The following is a 16,153-nucleotide window of genomic DNA, read 5'->3' on the forward strand; positions in this document are numbered from 1 at the left end:
TGCGTTACATTCTTGGAAGAAATGTGAACTTTTGTCACTGACATTGCTTCCCTGGAGACTTCGACCATGACCGTTCCCGTGCCGCGCGAATCGATTGCGCCGCTTTCCACCAGCCGTCGGCGTGCGCTGACCGGGCTGGCCGCAGCAACCGCCGCTGCGGGCCTCGGGTTCCCGGCGCTCGCGCAGAACCGGCCGCTGCGCATCGGCACCACCTTCGACAACAGCAGCGTCGAGAAGGCCAACGGGCAGGGGCTGTTCCAGGGCTCGAGCGCGTTCTTCAATGCGCTGAATAAGGCGGGCGGCATCAACGGCACCAAGGTCGAGCTCGTGATGGCCGACGACACCTTCAAGCCCGACGTGGCCAAGGCCAACGCGCTGGCCTTCGAGAAAGACAGCTCCGTGCTCGCGCTGTTGCATCCGCTGGGCACGCGCCAGACGGCCGAGGTGATGGACGCGGTGCCCGGCATGGCCGTGGTCGGCCCGATCACCGGCACGATCGCGCTGCGCAAGAAGGCTTCGCCCAACACCTTCTGGGTGCGCGCCAACTACGACCAGGAAGTCGACAAGCTCGTGAGCACCGCTGCCGTGCTCGGCCAGAGCCGGATCGGCCTCGTGCATTCGAACGACCCGCTGGGGCAGTCGGTGCTGGCGGCCTTCAAGAACGCGCTGGCCAAGGCCAAGCTGGAGCCGGCGGTGATCGCGACCACGCCCAACACCACCAGCATGGAAGTGGGCCCCGCCGCCGAAGCCATCGCCAAGGCCAAGCCGCAGGTGGTGGTGGTCGGGCTGGCCGGCACCGCGCCGGTGTTTTTGAAGGCGCTGCGCGAGGCGGGCAACAGCAGCTCGGCCTATGGCCTGTCGATCACAGCCAGCGCCCTGTCGGCCATGGGCGATCTGGCAAAGGGCCTGGGCTTCGTGATCGTGGTGCCGTCGCCGTACTCGACCAAGTTCGAGATCGTGCGCCGCTATCAGGCCGATATGGTGGCCAACGGCGTCAAGGACTTCTCGCTCACGAGCCTGGAGGGCTACCTGAATGCCGCCGTGCTGGCCGAGGGCATGCGCCGTGCCGGTGGTTCGCTTACCCGTGCGTCGGTGATGTCGGGGCTGGCGAGCATCGAGAACTTCGACCTGGGTGGGGTGAAGATCAACTACGGGCGCACGAACCGCGAAGGCGGGCAGTTCGTGGACGTGGCCGTTATCGGCAGCCGCGGCCAGATGCTGAGCTGATGCAGGCGTGAGGGCGCCTGGCTACCCGACGTACGAGAAGACGTCGAAGGCAGCGCCACTCAGCTCGAATCTGGCGACTTCCCGCATTCCCATCCGCCGGTGCGCGCGAAGGGACGCTTCGTTGTCGCTGCGGATGAAGAGCACGCCTTCACGGCCCGGCTGAAGGCGCCGCAACTCAGCGAACATCGCTGCGGCGAGGCCTTGTCCGCGTTCCGCGGGGTCCACGCAGATCGGGCCGTAAACATACGCGTCCGCCGAGCCCGGGTAGGCCGCGAACATCGCTCGGACCACGGGCAGTTCGGCATTCATCGTGCGCGTGGTGGCCATCAGGAAGCCGCAGACGCGGCCCCCGCGCCTTGCAACGACCAGCGGCATCTCGCGCATCATGGCCTCGATGCGGTCGCGTGGGAGTTCGGCCGACAGCATGCCGCCGCGTGCCGTCTGGTTGGCCGCCTGCAGCGACAGGATGCCTTCGAGGTCCGCTGCTGTTGCCGTGCCGATGTCTGAAGGGGTGTCGGTCATGGCGGCATCCTAGCCCGTTGCCTGGCGCCGCAATACGTCTCAGGCTGCAGCGTCTTCGGCGATGCCCACGCCTAGCAGCCCTTCGAGCAAGCCCTTGTCCGCTGCCAGATCGGCGCTAGGCCCCGCATGCACCACGGTGCCGCGCTCCAGCACGATCGCCTTGTGCGTCATCTCCAACGCGAGCACCGGATGCTGCTCGACCACGATCGACGCCAGCCCTTCCGACTCGCACAGCCGGCGGATCGCCACGGCGAGCTCTTCCACGATGATCGGCGCGAGGCCTTCCATCGGCTCGTCGAGCAGCAGCAGCTTGGGGTTGGTCATCAGCGCGCGGCCGATGGCGAGCATCTGCTGTTCGCCGCCCGATAGCTGGTTGCCGTAGTTGCCGCGCCGCTCGCGCAGGCGTGGGAAGAAGTCGTAGACGCGCTTCAGGTTCCAGCCGCCGAGCCGCGAGATCACCGTGAGGTTTTCTTCCACGGTAAGCGACGGGAACACTTCGCGCTCCTGCGGCACCCAGCCCAGCCCCGCGCGCACGCGCTGGTGCGAAGGCCAGCGCGTGATGTCGGCGTCCTGCCAGCGGATTGAGCCCTGCATCACGCGGGTGTTGCCCATCAGCGTTTCGAGCAGCGTGGTCTTGCCCACGCCGTTGCGCCCGAGGATGGCGAGGCTCTCGCCCTGCTGCAGCGAAAAGTCGAGTCGGTCGAGCACGACTGCGTTGCCGTAGCCGGCGGTGACCTGGTCGAAGGCGAGTGCTTCAGGCATGGTGGTGATGGCGGTGTGAACTTCCGAGATAGACCTCGCGCACGCGCGGGTCGGTACCGATTTCCGAAGGCGTGCCCTCGGTCAGGATGCGTCCGCCCACCAGCACCGAGATGCGGCGCGCGAAGCGGAAGACCAGCTTCATGTCGTGTTCGATGAACAGCACACTGATGTCAGGCGGCAGCGCCGCGATGGCCTCGAACAGCTCGCCGCTCTCGTCTTCCGGCACACCGGCGGCGGGTTCGTCGAGCAGCAGGATGCGGGGCTTGGCCGCGAGCGCGAGCGCAATCTCGAGCAGCCGCTGCTTGCCATAGGCGAGCTCGGCCACGGGCACGTCGGCGAGGCTGTCGAGCCGGAGCGTGCCGAGCAGCGCATGCGCCTCGTCGAACACCGCCGTGCAGCCCTTCAGCGGTCGCCACCACGTGGCGCCCAGCCCTTCGCGCTCGCTGATCGCCAGCACCACCGACAAGAGCGGCGTGAGGCTGGGGAATAGCGTGTTGATCTGGAAGGTGCGCGCCAGGCCCATGCGTGCGCGCTTGTCGCCCGACAGTCGCGTGATGTCGCGTTCGCCCATGTGGATCGATCCGCTGGTGGGCTTGAACACGCCGGTGAGCAGGTTGATGAGCGTGGTCTTGCCCGCGCCGTTGGGGCCGATCAGCGCCTGCCGCGCGCCGGGTTCGAGGGAAAGGTTCACATCGCTCACGGCCTGGAAGGCGCCGAAGCGGATGCCGAGGCCGTGTGTGCGCAGCGTGTGCGTGGTCGTGGAAGTCATCGCGCCTTCCCCGTGCGAACGAAACGCGAGAGCGCGCCCATGATGCCGCCACGACCCAGCATGACCGCCGCGATCAGGAAGATGCCGAGCCAGAACATCCAGTACTGCGGGTTCATGTCGGCGAACCAGTCGTGCACCAGCATGTAGACGATGGCTCCGATCATTCCGCCGTACAGCCGCCCGGTGCCGCCGAGCACCAGGATGATCAGCACTTCCGCCGAGCGGTTGAAGCTGATCGACTCGATGCCGACGAACTGCGTGGTCTGCGCCAGCAGCGCGCCCGCCACGCCAGCCACGGCGGCCGAGAAGGCATAGGCCATGCGCAGCCGCGCCTCCACCGGCGAGCCGATGGCCGTCATGCGCTTGCGGCTGTCGTGGATGCCGCGCAGCACCAGGCCGAAGGGCGAGCGCAGCACCAGCCGCACGAGCAGGAACATCGCGAGCACCACGCCGAAGGCATAGCCGAATGCAGTCTTGCCGTAGAGGTCGAAATCGAAGAGGCCGAGCACCGGCGCGATGACCACGCCTTGCAGTCCGTCGGTGCCGCCCGTGATGCCTGAGAGCCGGTTGACCAGTTCGTAGAGCAGCACGCACACGCCGATGGTGATCATCAGCCGCGTGAGGTCGGCGCCGCGCACGACGAGATAACTCAACACATAACCCAGCACGCCGCACACTGCGAGTGCGAACACGAGGCCGCTGAAGGGTTCGCTCCAGCCGTACTTGGCGAGCAGGCCGGCCGCGTATGCACCCGCGCCAAAGAAGGCAGCATGGCCCACGGTGAGGATGCCCGCGTAGCCCAGCGCCATGTCGAGCGATACGGCGAACAGGCCGAAGATCATGATCTGGCTCATCAGCGTGAGCTTGTCGGGCAACAGGAAGAAGCTCGACGCGAGCGCCAGCCAGAAAGCGATTTCGGCGATGCGCAAATGCTTGGGGGACATCGTTACGGGTTTCATCCTGCGTGTCCTGCTCGTTGAGTTCCGGGGCGCGTGCGAATGACACCGGGTACTCCCCTCCGCGAATGTCCCCCGCCTTCGGCTCCTCCTTTATTTCGCTGCGGGGAGCACCCGGTGCTCTTCGCACAATGGGCGCGGCTCTCGTGCTGGCCGATCAACCAGTGCTCTGAACGATCACGCCGATGGGGTGCCTTGCGCAGCGAAATAAAGGAGGAGGCCGCAGGCCGGGGGACATTCGCGGAGCAAGGTACCCCGTCGGCGTGAGCGCGCCCTGAAGAACGCACGCGCGTCATGTGATCCCCTTCTTCGCAACGATGCCGTTCGGCCGCACCAGCAGCATGACGATCATGAAAACGTAGATGAGAAAGGCACCCGCTTCCGGCAGGTAGTACTTGCCCGCCACATCGACGATGCCCACCAGCAGCGCCGCGATGAACGGCCCCGTGACGGTGCCCGCACCTCCCACGCAAACCACCATCAGGAAGTAGACGAGGTACTTGAGCGGGAACGACGGCTCCAGCCCCAGCATGCCAAGGCTCAACGCACCGCCAAGCCCCGCGAGGCCGCAACCGAGAGAGAAGGTCAGGAAGAACAGCCGCTGCACGTTGATGCCGGTGCCGCCCGCCACGCGCTGGTTGTCGACCGCCGCGCGCACCATCGCGCCGTAGCGTGTCTTGCCAAGGCCCAGCAGCAGCGCAGCCAGCACTGCAACGCCGCAGACGATAAGGAACAGGCGGTAGCGGCCCACTTCAAGGCCCAGCAGCGACATCTGCCCGTCGAGCGCCGGCGGCAGCGTGAAGGGCTGCATCGTTGGACCGAAGAAGTATGTGAAGGCGGCGATCGACACGAACACCACGCCGATCGACAGCAGCACCTGGTCGAGCGGATGCGCGCGGTACAGCCGCCGGTAGAACACGAATTCCAGCACCGCGCCCGCAACGGCAGCCGCCACGAAGGCAGCCGCCAGCGAGAGGCCGAAGCCCAGGCCGAAGTGGTTCATCAGCACGCTCGCGGCGTAGCCGCCCACCATCGCGAAACTGCCGTGCGCGAGGTTGACGAAATTCATGAGCCCCATCGTGATGGACAAGCCCACGCCGATGAGGAACAGGAGCATGCCGTAGGCCACTCCATCGAAGATCACGATGCCCATGAATTTCCTGCTGGCTGACGAACTGGCTGGCTTACTTGGCGGCGGCTTCCTTGGCCGGGTCTTTCACGCGGTCGAACTTGTCGAACTCCACGTTCACCAGCTGGCCGTTCACGCGCTCGGTCTTGCGGATGTAGACGGTCTGCACGATGTCGCGCGTGGCGGGGTCGATCTCGATGGGGCCGCGCGGGCTCTCGAAGCTCAGGCCTTTGAGGGCGTCCATGAACTTGTCGCCGCTGGCGTCGCCCTTGGTCTTGGCCAGTGCGAGGTCGATGGCGGCCATGGCGTCGTAGGCCGTCACGGCGAAGTAGCTCGGGCGCAGCTTGGTGCCGTTGTCGGCGGCGAAGTCTTTCACGAACTTCTGGTTCTTGGGCGAGGGGTGCGCGAACGAGTAGTGGTGGCTGGTGACCAGGCCCAGCGCCACGTCGCCGGTGGCGTCGAGGTAGCTGTCGTCGGTGGCTTCGCCGGTGGCATAGAGCTTGATGCCGGCCTGCTCCATGCCGCGCTCCTTCCACACCTTCAAAAAGGCCGGCGGCATCACGCCCGAGGGAAAGAAGAAGAACACGGCCTGGGGCTTGGCGTCCTTGATGCGCTGCACGTAGGCCGAGAAGTCGGGGTTGTTCATCGGCGTGCGCACTTCGCCCGACACCTTGCCGCCGCCGGCAGTGAAGGTTTTCTTGAAGGCGGTTTCGGCGTCGACGCCCGAGGCGTAGTCGGCGACCACGGTGTAGGCGTCTTTGATGCCTTCCTTGAGCATGTAGCGCGCCATCGGGTCGGTGACTTGCTGCACGGTGAACGACAGCCGCGCCACGTAGGGCGAGCTGGTAGTGATGGCCGACGATGCCGCGTTCATCACGATGGTCGGGATCTTGGCCTGCGTGGCGATGGCGCCCACGGCATACGCGTTGGGGCTGAAGTCCAGGCCGGTGAGCACGTTCACCTTGTCGCGCACGATGAGCTCCTGCGCGATGCGCTTGGCGGCGTCGGGTGCGGGGCCTGCGGTGTCCTTTTTGATGATCTCGACCGTGCGGCCGCCCACCTTGCCGCCGTGCTCCTTCAGGTAGAGCGCGATGCCGGCGTCGAACTGGCGGCCGTAGTCGGCGTACGGGCCAGAGTAGGTGGCGATGAGGCCGATGCGCAGCGGCTCGTCGGCGGCCTGCGCGCCAGCGGTGCCCAGCAGGCCGAAGCCGGCGAGCAGCAGGGTCGAGAGGATGGTTCTCTTGGTCATCATTGGGTTCACGGGAAAACGCCTTTCAGGTGGAGTGGATGCGCCACGTCGGCGCCGCTGTCATGTAACCGAATATGCAAACAAAGCGGGCGATGATGCCCGAGCCGTCCTTCAAATCTGGGTATCGGGCACGCGGACCCTGAGGCCATCGAAGGCTGCGGTCACGCTGAGCTGGCAGCTCAGGCGCGAGCCGGACGTGCGCTCGGACGCGACGGCGTCGAGCAGCGCGCTCTCCATGTCGTCGGGCGGCGGCAGCAGGTCGATGAAGGCGTCGTCCACGTAGACGTGGCAGGTGGCACAGGAACAGCAGCCGCCGCACTCGGCGTCGATACCGCGCACGTTGCCGCGAATGGCGGTCTCCATCACGCTGGCGCCGACCTTGGCGTCGACCTCGCGCGTGGTGCCGTCCTTGAGGATGTAGTGGATCGTGGGCATGGTTTTCAGAACATGTCGAAGTACTCGCGGTGTTCCCACTCGCTGACTTCGAGGTTGAAGCGGGCGATCTCCGCTTCCTTGATGTGGCAGAGGTAGTCGATGAAGACTTTGCTCATCTGCGTGTTGAGCATTTCGTCCTTGCGCAGGCAGGCGAGGGCGTCGCTCAGGGAGCGTGGCAGCTGCTCTGCGGGCGTTTCGTACGGCGCATCGGCCGAGGGGCCGGGGTCGGTCTTGTTGCGGATGCCGTCGAGCCCCGAGAACAGTTGCGACGCGAGGTACAGGTACGGGTTGGCCGTCGGCTCGCCCACGCGGTTCTCGATGCGCGAGGCGCTTTGGCCCACGCCGCCGAGCACGCGCAGCATCGCGCCGCGGTTGTCCTTGGCCCAGATCGCTCGGTCGGGTGCGAGCGAGAAGGGGCGGTAGCGGCGGTAGCCGTTGATGGTGGGGCTCGCCAGCGCCGCGGCGCCGCAGGCATGCGCCTTGAGGCCGCCGAGGTAGTGCATGCCGATCTCGCTGAGGGTCTGGCCTTCGGCTTCGGGCATGAAGGCGTTGACGCCGTCGCTCTTGCGCCGCAGCGACTGGTGCAGGTGCCAGCCGCTGGACATCACGTTCGGAATCTTCGGGCGGCACATGAAGGTGGCGTGCAGCCCGTTGCGCTGGCAGATCTGCTTGATGGCACTGCGCAGCAGCACCATGGTGTCGGCGGGCATGACGCCGGCGGTGGGTCCGAAGGTCAGCTCGAACTGGCTCGGGCCGAATTCGATCTCGAGCGAGCGCAGCGGCAGGCCCAGCGCGATAAGGTTGGAGCGCAGCAGCTCCATCAGCCCGTCGACGCGGTCGTAGCGCAGCTCGGTGAGGTACTGGTGGCCGTGCGAGAGCAGCGACACCCGCGGCGGCTCGCCGGGCTGGCCCGAGTCGGCCAGGCCCATGCGGGCGTCGTCGAGCTTGAAGACATGGAACTCGACCTCGAGGCCGGCGATGAAGTCCAGCCCCAGCTCGTCGAGCTGGCGCACCGCGCGCTGCAGGATCTGCCGCGTGGCGAAGGGGCAGGGCTTGCCGTCGGCCATGTAGGCGTCGCACATCACCCAGCCGGTGCGCGGCGACCACGGCAGGATCTTGAAGGTGGCGGGGTCGGCCACGATGGTGAAGTCGGCGCCGCCCTGCAGGCCTTCGATGGCGAAGCCGCCGCCTTGCGTGAACACCGGGAACACGGTCTTGTGCGAGGTGTCCTTGGCGAGCAGCGTGGAGGTGAGGTTCACGCCGTCCCACAGGGCCGAGCGCGCCTCGGTGGCGACCAGCGTCTTGCCGCGCAGGATGCCGTGCTGGTCGGGCCAGGCGAAGCGCACGAGATCGACTTCGCCGCTGTCGATGCGGCGCACCAGCTCGCGGGCCTGCGCATGCTGGTCGTCGGACCAGAGGCCGAAGCGGTCGACGAATGTGTGGCTGCTGCTCATGGCGCTTGCTCAGGCAGCGAGCCGTGCGGAGGCCCAGTCGGACTTCAGGCGGCGCGCGCGGTCGGCGTCCTGCCAGTAGGCCTCGGTGGCTGCCTCGTCGCTGACCTTGCGGCCGATGCCGTCGATGGAGGGCGGGCCGGTCATCGCGCTGGCCTGTGCGGCGTCGATCAACATCGGTGCGCTCTCGCCGGCCAGCGTGGCTTCGATGGCCTTCACCAGCACGCGGCGGTAGGCAATGATGCCCTTGTCGGTGCTGCCCAGGTGCTCGCGCGTGCGGTCCTGGATGGCGCCTTGCGACTCCACCGCCCACTGGTCGTGCACGTTGATGTCGTCGCCCATGCCGGTGTAGGTTTCGGTCAGCTGCTCCTCGATGCTGTAGCCGTAGTTGTTGCGCTTGTTCTTGCGCGAGGTGTAGTCGGGCAGTTCGTAGAGCTTCAGGCGCTGGTCGCGCATCTGCTGCTTGTCGACCGGGCCGGTGAAGCTGGTGAAGATGGCGTACCAGTAGCAGTGCGTGTCGTCGACCGGCACGTGCCATTGCGAGATGGTCATCTCGGCGCTCATCGGGATCACGAAGGCCTGCGGGAACACCACGTTGGTCACGCGCACGTGGGTGGTGTCTTCCGACAGCTTGCGCAGCGCCTTCAGGCGGAAGCCGTAGTCGGTGGGCTCCACGCTGATGTCGGGGCGGTCGTACTCGCGCAGCACCTTGGTGATGGGCATGTCGGAGTCGGCCGAGGCGCCGCGGAACTGCTTGCCGTAGCTCCCGGAGGTGTCTTCATCCTCGAAGAAGCGGTGCAGGTACGAGGCGTGCGCGGGGTCGATGCCCACTTCGAGCGCCTGCAGCCAGTTGCACTCGAACAGGCCCTTGAACGCGAAGGTGTGGCTGTCGGGCGCGACGAAGCAGTCGAACTCGGGGAAGGCGGGGGGCTCGCCCTCGCCGATGAACGCGAAGATCACGCCGCTTTTTTCGACGACCGGATAGGCCGACTGCTTGATGCGGCTGCACAGCTTGCTGGTGGCGGGCTCGGCGGGGGTTTCGAGGCAGTTGCCCTTGGCGTCGAACAGCCAGCCGTGGAAGGCGCAGCGCAGGCCGCCGTTTTCGAGCCGGCCGAATGCGAGGTCGGCGCCGCGATGCGGGCAGTCGCGGTCGAGCATGCCGAGCTGGCCGTTCTCGTCACGGAACAGGACGAAGTCCTGCCCCATGAGCTTCACTGGCTTGACCGGGCGCGGGCCCGCCAGCTCGTCGGCCAGGGCCACCGGCTGCCAGTAGCGGCGCAGCAGCTTGCCGGCGGGCGCGCCGGGTCCAACGCGGGTGATGAAATCGTTCTGCTCTGCGCTGATCATCGTGCGGGCTCCATCGTGGGGACTGTGGAAAGAGGCTTGCAGTCATTGCATGCAACTGTATGCATTGTCTTGGTGATCCTCGATCCGGGTCAAACTTTCATCTGCGATTTGGCCCTGATTTGGGGCTTGAAGAGGCATGAATCAGGGTAAACGCTGAGCCTATCGTTAGTTTTTGACACTTGTTGCGCGTCAATGCATGCAACAACCGAGCCAAGATAAATATGCTGCGTGCAATGTCAGGCGCGTCTCCTAGAATCCGCCGATGGACTCCCAACAATCCCGCGTGCTCGTGCAACTGCGCGACATGATCCTCAAGGGCGAATTCGTGCCCGGAGAGCGGCTGGCCGAGATCCCTCTCGCCGAGAAGCTCGAGGCCTCGCGCACCCCGGTGCGGCTCGCGCTGGCCAGTCTGGAGCACGAAGGGCTGATCGAGCAATCGCCCAGCGGCGGCTACCAGATGCGCCGTTTCACCTCCCAGGAAGTGGCCGACGCCATCCGCGTGCGCGGCGTGATAGAAGGCTTCGCCGCGCGCCTGCTGGCCGAAGACGGTGCATCGCGCCAGCTGCTGCGCGACCTGAAAGAGTGCCTGGAGGCCGGCGACCGCGCCGTGAACAAGCCCAGCATGGAAATCGACGACTACGCGGCCTACGTCGAAATGAACGACCGCTTCCACAAGCTGATCGTCGAAGGCTGCGGCAATCTCGCGCTCAAGCGGGTGATGGACATGCTGGGCGGCCAGCCCTTTGCCGCTCCGAGCGCGATGCTGCCGATGCAGTCGTCGATGGAAGAGGGGCAGCAGTGGATGCGGCAGGCGCACCGCACGCACCACGCAATCGTGCAGGCCATCGAGCGCGGGCAGGGCTCGCGGGCGCAGGCGCTGGGCGAGGAGCACGTCGAGATCGCGCGCATGAACCTCGACTACGCGTTGGAGCGGCCCGAACTGGCAGCCGAGTTGATGCCCGGCATCCGCCTGGTGTCCAAGGGCCGGGGCGCCTGAGGTCGGGCAAACCGGCGGGTCTGTAAAAGACCGACTGGTATTTCGGCATCCGCTTCGTCTGCTCAGCGACGGGCGAGACTAGAATTTCCGGCATGAGTGCCACCGCCCCCGCCAAGACCTCGTTCAAGGAGCAGATGCTGCAGGCCCGCGAGGAGGCCATCGTGCAGACCGCGAATCGCCTGCTCGCCGAGAAGGGCTTCGAATCGATGACGGTCGACGAGGTGGCCGCAACGGTCGGCATCGCCAAGGCCAGCCTCTACAAGCACTTTCCCAGCAAGGAAGACCTGGCCGCCGCCGCGATGGTGCGCATCATGCAACGCACGCTGGATTTCCTGGCCGCGGTGCCGGCCGAGGACAAGCCCGTCGACAAGCTGCGCGCCGTGGTGCGCTGGGCCATGCAGATGCAGCTGGCCGGCGAGATGCCTTCGCTGCCGCACCAGAACTCGAGCCTGCGCGCCGCACTGATGAACAACCGGGGATATCTCGACCGCTTGGTCACCATCAGCGACCAGCTCGGCGGCTGGATCCAGGCGGCGCAGGCCGACGGCTCGCTCAACCCGAAATTGCCGGCGATCGCCGTGCTCTACACGCTGTTCGCACGCGCCTGCGATCCGGTGCTCGGTTTCCTGAAAGCGGGTGGGCTGCAGACCGACGAACAGATCGTCGAACTGGTGCTCGCAACCTGCTTCGACGGCCTGGCTGCGCGCTAGCTGCTGAGCGCGCGCCGCGGCGTCACCACGGCTTCGACCGCCGCGCCGACCGCCAGCAGCCGGTGATCGGTGTTGCCGATGCTGGCCACCATCAGCCCGACTGGCGCCGTGCCCGCGTCGTGGCAGGGCACCGAGAGCGCACAGCCGTCGAACAGATTCACCACCGAGGGGTTGCGCAGCATGCGGCCGTTGATGCGGTAGTAGGTGTCGTCGTCCTTCAGCACCTCGGCGATCGGCGGAGCGATGTCGGGCGTGGTGGGCATCAGCATCGCGTCGTAGCCCACGGCGGCCGTGTTGATCGAACGGATGAACTGCCGGCGCAGCGCCTGCAGCTGCAGATAGTCGGGCGCGGTGATGGTTTCGCCGGTCTTGATGCGGGCCAGCACGCGCGGGTCGTACTTGGCGGCGCCGGTCTTGATGAAGTCGCGGTGCCAGGTGAAGGCTTCGGCGGCGGTGATCATGCCGCGCGGGTTGATGGTCGGCGCTTTTGCGAACTCGGTCATCGGCAGTTCGGTGATGGTGGCGCCAGCGGCCGAGAGCTTGGCCAGCGCCGACGCGAAGGCCGCGGCCACGGGCGGCGACAGATCGTCCTGGAAGAAGGTCTTGGGCACCGCGAAGCGCAGGCCGCGCAGCGGCAACACGCGCAGCGGCCGCTGCAGTTCGGCGGCCAGCACGGCGTCGAGCAGGGCGCAGTCTTCCACAGTCCAGGCCATCGGTCCGGCCGAATCGAAGGAGGTCGACAGCGGCATCACGCCGTCGAGCGGAATACGCCGCTGCGTCGGCTTGAAGCCCACCAGCCCGTTGAGCGCCGCCGGAATGCGCAGCGATCCGCCGGTGTCGGTGCCGATGGCGCCGGCCGCCATGCCGTCCGCCACCGAGATCGCGCCGCCCGAGGTCGAGCCGCCCGGGATGCGGCCGGTCGCGCGGTCGTACACGTTCTTCGGCGTGCCGTAGTTCGGGTTGATGCCAAGGCCTGTGTAGGCGAACTCGACCGTGTTGGTGCGCCCGATGATGATTGCGCCGGCGCGCCGCAGACGCTCGACCACGAGGGCGTCGCGCGTCGCCGGCGGCTGGCCGGCCAGCACCACCGAGCCGCCGAGCGTGGTGACGCCGGCTTCGTCGAACAGGTCCTTCAGCGAGATTGGGATGCCGGCGATCGGCGAGGCGGCCGGGCGACCGCTCTTGCGCTCGGCGTCGAGCCGTGCCGCGGTGGCGCGGGCCGAATCGGCGTGCGCGCGGATGAAGGTGCGCGCGCCTTCGCCCGCCGGGTTCTGGATGGCGGCCAGTGCTTCTTCGACCAGCTGGCTGCTGCTGAGGGTGCCGGCGGCCAGGCGGCGCGACATTTCGGCTATCGACAGCTGGCCCATGGCCCTGCCGGCGGTTTCGGTCGGTCCCTGGGCGAAGGCCTGGGGCCACAAGGAGAGCAGGCCAGTGGCCGCGGCGGCGCCGGCGGTCTGCTGCAGGAAGTTGCGTCGTTGTTGTTGCTGTTGCGTCATGGCGCTCTCCTCCATCGGTGAGATGGGCTTGGCCAGTCTACACAGCCGTGGTGGCCAACGCGTTGCCGGCCGTTACCGTCTGCGCGACGGGGCGGCCGGTCAGCGCACGTCGATCAGCAGCTGGGGCTTGTAGCCTTCCTGTTCACCATTGCGCGCGTAGCCCAGCGGGTTGGCCACCACTCGGCAACCGTTCTTCACATAGTCTGACGGGCAGTGCAGATGGCCGTGCAGCCAAAGCTTCGCGTGGGGCAGCAATTCGTCGAGTGCATTGCAGAAGCCGGCCGTGCCGGGCGTCAGGCCGTAGCGCGGATCGGCGCTTTCGAGGCTCGGCGCGAAGTGGGTGATGACCACCGTGGTGCCGTCGAAAGGCTCGGCCAATGCCTGCGTGAGCCAGGTCTGGCAGGCCAGCGCCTGGTCGCGCAGCTGCGCGGCGAGGAAGAGTTCGCCGTTACGCATGGTGGCTGCTTTTTCAAGATAGAAATCGGCTGCGCGCATGGCCTTGCCGCGTTTCTTGAGCGCCTCGGCCAGGCTGTCGGTGGGTTCGGCCAGTGCGTCGAAGTCGGCCCACAGCGTGGTGCCCACGAAGCGAATGCCGTCGATCACCCGGGTTTCACGCTCCAGCCAGAGGATGTCGAGCTCTTCGCAGAGCGTTCGCAGGCGGTCGTGGGTCTCGTCGAAGTCGACGTTGTCGTATTCATGGTTGCCCGGCACGTAGACAACAGGCACCGGCCAGCCGTTGCGGGGCGAAAAGCGGCCCAGGCCGAAGTCGGTGTCCGTCAGGCGGGAGCCTTGCTGGTAGGAGCCGATGTCGCCCGCCAGGATCAGCATGTCGGCGCCCGGCACGGGTTCGGCATGGAAGCGGGGATGGGACTCCAGATGCAGGTCGGAGAGCAGTTGCAGCTTCATCGTCGGGCCAGTCTAGGTGAATTGCCCCATGCGTGAAGCGCATAAGGTTTGGCTTGATTAACTAGGGATAACCCTTATTCTTGAAACATCACCCACTCCAGCGCAGCCACGAGCCGCGCACTGTCATGTTCAGCCTTATTGCCCAAGTGGCCCGTTTCTTCCGTTCTTCCAGCGCCAACGTCCCGGCCAGCCACGCCGCAGCGCTGATGGAAAGCGCCGACAAGCGCGCTGGTCGCGGAGCCCACCACGCGCAGGAACTGCGCGCCGCAGCCAGCGCCTGGCTTAGCGTCGTTCGCTGAGCAAATCCCAGATCCGGTCAGTCGGGCACTTTCTGCCCGAGGACCGATCCGGCGAAAGCCGCGGCTGCCGAGCGCAACAACGCATTGCGCAGCCATTCGTGAGAATGCCCGTGCTGGGCGCGCCGGTGCCAGATGGCGTCCACGTGCACCGGCGGCTGGTCGAAGGGCAGGTCGCGCAGCACCAACTGGTCGTCGATGCCGGTCACGGTCACGAAGTGACGGGGCAGCACGGTCAGCAGGTCTGAATTGGCGACCACCCGGCCCGCCGTGAAGAACTGATTCACCGTCACCACGATGCGCCGCTCGCGGCCCATGGCGCCCAGTGTCTGGTCGATGAAGCCGTAAGGTCGCCCCGAAAAACTCACCAGCAGGTGCCGCGCCGCACAGTAGTCATCAAGCGTGAGGGGCGCGTCCGCCAGCGGATGGCCGCGGCGCATCACGCATACATACTGGCCCAGGTAGAGCCGCTGGGTCTCGAACGGCACTCCCACCCCCGACTGCCCGCGCGCCGCGAGGCTGGCGATCACCGCCGGGAAATAGCCGACGGCCATGTCGACCTCTTCCAACTCCAGCATGCGGCGCGGATCGCGTGTGGTCAGCGGCAGCACGCGCAAGGAGATTGCGGGTGCCTCTTTTTCTGCGATCTGCACCAGGCCTGGGATGAGTTCGGCTGCGGTGGCGTCGGCCATCGCTAATAGGAAGGTGGTGTCGGCGGTGCCTGCATCGAACTCGCCGGGAGCCAGCGTGTGCTGCAGCTGACGCAGGGCATCGCGCACGGTCGGCCACAGGGCCAGCGCCCGCGGCGTGGGCTCCACGCCGGCGCCCGAGCGGCGCACCAGCTCGTCCCCTAGTACTTCGCGTAAGCGCCGTAGTGCATTACTTACTGCCGGCTGCGTGATCGAGAGGTTGCGGGCGGCGCGCGTGAGGTTGCGCTCCGCCATTACCTCGTCGAAGACGCGAAGCAGGTTGAGGTCGAGTGTGCGAAAGTTGACGTCCATCAGTCTTGTGAATGATAAACATCAGAAAGATAAAGTGGACGAACACTGGGGTAATCCCTAATATCACTGCATCGGCCTTGTTCGCCACCACTGATTACCACTATCCCAGGAGGGATGCATCATGACCAGCTTCGTTCACGTTGACCAACCTACTGTCCACCCCGGCGTGCGTCGCGCCGAAGTCCTGTTCGGCCAGATCCAGGCCGCTCGCGCCGGCGCCAATGGTGCCCGTCCGCTCATTGCCCTGCTGATCGTCGCCATCGCGGCGGCCGTGCTAGTGGTGACCGACTCGCTCGTTTCCAACTGGAACGAAGGCGGCCTGCTCGCTGCCTGGACTGTGTTCTGCATCGCGGCTATCGCTTTGTTCGCGCTGTTCGCAGGCTCGGTGCGCCAAAGCAGCATCGCTGGTGCCTGGCGCGCTGCTGCCGAACGCCGTGCTGCTGCTCGTGCTGACGCCCGCTTCCTGGAAACCGCCAAGAGCGACCCGCGTGTGATGCAAGAACTGCAGGCTGCGATGTGGCGCCAGCAATCGGAAGGCACGGTGCCTGCCGCTGAAGCCGCCAAGATCGACGCGCTGGCCCGTATGAGCACCCATTCGCAGGAAGTGCGCATGCCCACGCTGTATGAAGCGATGCGCCGGATGAACAGCTCGCGCTATTACTAAGTAGCGACTCGCTTGATGCAAGAAAGCCGCCTTTGGGCGGCTTTCTTTATGGGAGCGTAGCTCTCCCAAGGAAGCGCCTCGCACCCCGAGTGAAAAAGTTCTTGGAAGTTGATAGCGCTCCCGAAACTGTCATATACTCGTGGGCTTCGCTGATGAATGCCTCTGGTGTTCGATGCAGTTGGTGCTTCTCTGGGGCGTTGATTGTTGGCGGTGAAGAAAGTCTTCGAAAGTTGACG

The 16,153-nt window shown here is 66.3% G+C and carries 17 protein-coding genes; 5 read left to right on the top strand and 12 right to left on the bottom strand.

The features are described from left to right. The first annotated feature begins 66 nt into the window (after window positions 1-66). Window positions 67-1,227 (top strand): ABC transporter substrate-binding protein, encoded by a 1,161-nt coding sequence (locus tag ACSFBF_RS20180; RefSeq protein WP_435470011.1) that lies wholly within the window; start codon window positions 67-69, stop codon window positions 1,225-1,227. A gap of 21 nt (window positions 1,228-1,248) precedes the next feature. On the opposite strand, the gene ACSFBF_RS20185 is transcribed toward ACSFBF_RS20180, so the two are convergent. From ACSFBF_RS20185 to ACSFBF_RS20225, 9 genes are all read right to left on the bottom strand, one after another. Beyond that, window positions 1,249-1,749, bottom strand: coding sequence for a GNAT family N-acetyltransferase (locus tag ACSFBF_RS20185; RefSeq protein WP_435470013.1), 501 nt, complete (start codon window positions 1,747-1,749; stop codon window positions 1,249-1,251). Window positions 1,750-1,788: 39 nt separating this feature from the next. Further along, complete coding sequence (locus tag ACSFBF_RS20190; RefSeq protein WP_435470015.1) at window positions 1,789-2,511, bottom strand: ABC transporter ATP-binding protein; 723 nt, start codon at window positions 2,509-2,511, stop codon at window positions 1,789-1,791. Next, window positions 2,504-3,280: an ABC transporter ATP-binding protein gene (locus ACSFBF_RS20195; protein WP_435470017.1), complete on the bottom strand. Its 777-nt coding sequence runs from the start codon at window positions 3,278-3,280 to the stop codon at window positions 2,504-2,506. The genes ACSFBF_RS20190 and ACSFBF_RS20195 overlap by 8 nt, the downstream gene beginning before the upstream one ends. Then, a complete protein-coding gene (locus ACSFBF_RS20200) occupies window positions 3,277-4,239 on the bottom strand; it encodes a branched-chain amino acid ABC transporter permease (RefSeq protein ID WP_435470019.1) in 963 nt (320 codons plus the stop codon). The genes ACSFBF_RS20195 and ACSFBF_RS20200 overlap by 4 nt, the downstream gene beginning before the upstream one ends. A 289-nt stretch (window positions 4,240-4,528) precedes the next feature. Next, window positions 4,529-5,389, bottom strand: a complete 861-nt coding sequence (locus tag ACSFBF_RS20205) for a branched-chain amino acid ABC transporter permease (RefSeq protein WP_435470021.1) — start codon at window positions 5,387-5,389, stop codon at window positions 4,529-4,531. 31 nt (window positions 5,390-5,420) lie between these two features. Beyond that, on the bottom strand, window positions 5,421-6,614 hold the full coding sequence (locus ACSFBF_RS20210) for an ABC transporter substrate-binding protein (protein ID WP_435470075.1): 1,194 nt from the start codon (window positions 6,612-6,614) through the stop codon (window positions 5,421-5,423). A gap of 111 nt (window positions 6,615-6,725) precedes the next feature. Next, a complete protein-coding gene (locus ACSFBF_RS20215; RefSeq protein ID WP_435470023.1) occupies window positions 6,726-7,049 on the bottom strand; it encodes a 2Fe-2S iron-sulfur cluster-binding protein in 324 nt (107 codons plus the stop codon). Window positions 7,050-7,054: 5 nt separating this feature from the next. Then, the gene (locus ACSFBF_RS20220) at window positions 7,055-8,503 is read right to left on the bottom strand and encodes a glutamine synthetase family protein (protein ID WP_435470025.1); all 1,449 of its coding nucleotides are present in this window, start codon (window positions 8,501-8,503) and stop codon (window positions 7,055-7,057) included. A 9-nt stretch (window positions 8,504-8,512) separates the two neighbouring features. Then, entirely contained in the window at window positions 8,513-9,847 is a 1,335-nt protein-coding gene (locus ACSFBF_RS20225; RefSeq protein ID WP_435470027.1) for an aromatic ring-hydroxylating dioxygenase subunit alpha, read from the bottom strand. A gap of 262 nt (window positions 9,848-10,109) precedes the next feature. Between ACSFBF_RS20225 and ACSFBF_RS20230 the strand changes: the two genes are divergently transcribed. Next, complete coding sequence (locus ACSFBF_RS20230) at window positions 10,110-10,844, top strand: GntR family transcriptional regulator (protein ID WP_435470029.1); 735 nt, start codon at window positions 10,110-10,112, stop codon at window positions 10,842-10,844. 92 nt (window positions 10,845-10,936) lie between these two features. Next, a complete protein-coding gene (locus ACSFBF_RS20235) occupies window positions 10,937-11,554 on the top strand; it encodes a TetR/AcrR family transcriptional regulator (RefSeq protein WP_093056993.1) in 618 nt (205 codons plus the stop codon). Here ACSFBF_RS20235 and ACSFBF_RS20240 read toward each other — a convergent pair. Continuing rightward, complete coding sequence (locus tag ACSFBF_RS20240) at window positions 11,551-13,050, bottom strand: amidase (RefSeq protein ID WP_435470031.1); 1,500 nt, start codon at window positions 13,048-13,050, stop codon at window positions 11,551-11,553. The two genes, ACSFBF_RS20235 and ACSFBF_RS20240, sit on opposite strands and share 4 nt — an antisense overlap. A 99-nt stretch (window positions 13,051-13,149) precedes the next feature. Continuing rightward, window positions 13,150-13,956, bottom strand: coding sequence for a metallophosphoesterase (locus tag ACSFBF_RS20245; RefSeq protein ID WP_435470033.1), 807 nt, complete (start codon window positions 13,954-13,956; stop codon window positions 13,150-13,152). 125 nt (window positions 13,957-14,081) lie between these two features. Between ACSFBF_RS20245 and ACSFBF_RS20250 the strand changes: the two genes are divergently transcribed. Then, window positions 14,082-14,255, top strand: coding sequence for a hypothetical protein (locus tag ACSFBF_RS20250; protein ID WP_435470035.1), 174 nt, complete (start codon window positions 14,082-14,084; stop codon window positions 14,253-14,255). A 17-nt stretch (window positions 14,256-14,272) separates the two neighbouring features. Here the strand turns inward: ACSFBF_RS20250 and ACSFBF_RS20255 are convergent, their stop codons facing one another. Next, window positions 14,273-15,253, bottom strand: a complete 981-nt coding sequence (locus ACSFBF_RS20255; protein WP_435470037.1) for a LysR family transcriptional regulator — start codon at window positions 15,251-15,253, stop codon at window positions 14,273-14,275. A 121-nt stretch (window positions 15,254-15,374) separates the two neighbouring features. Between ACSFBF_RS20255 and ACSFBF_RS20260 the strand changes: the two genes are divergently transcribed. After that, on the top strand, window positions 15,375-15,917 hold the full coding sequence (locus tag ACSFBF_RS20260) for a hypothetical protein (RefSeq protein ID WP_435470039.1): 543 nt from the start codon (window positions 15,375-15,377) through the stop codon (window positions 15,915-15,917). The last annotated feature ends 236 nt before the right edge of the window (window positions 15,918-16,153 follow it).

Origin of the sequence: Variovorax nivicola, assembly GCF_051216475.1 — a bacterium.
In the GTDB taxonomy this organism is placed as follows: domain Bacteria; phylum Pseudomonadota; class Gammaproteobacteria; order Burkholderiales; family Burkholderiaceae_C; genus Variovorax.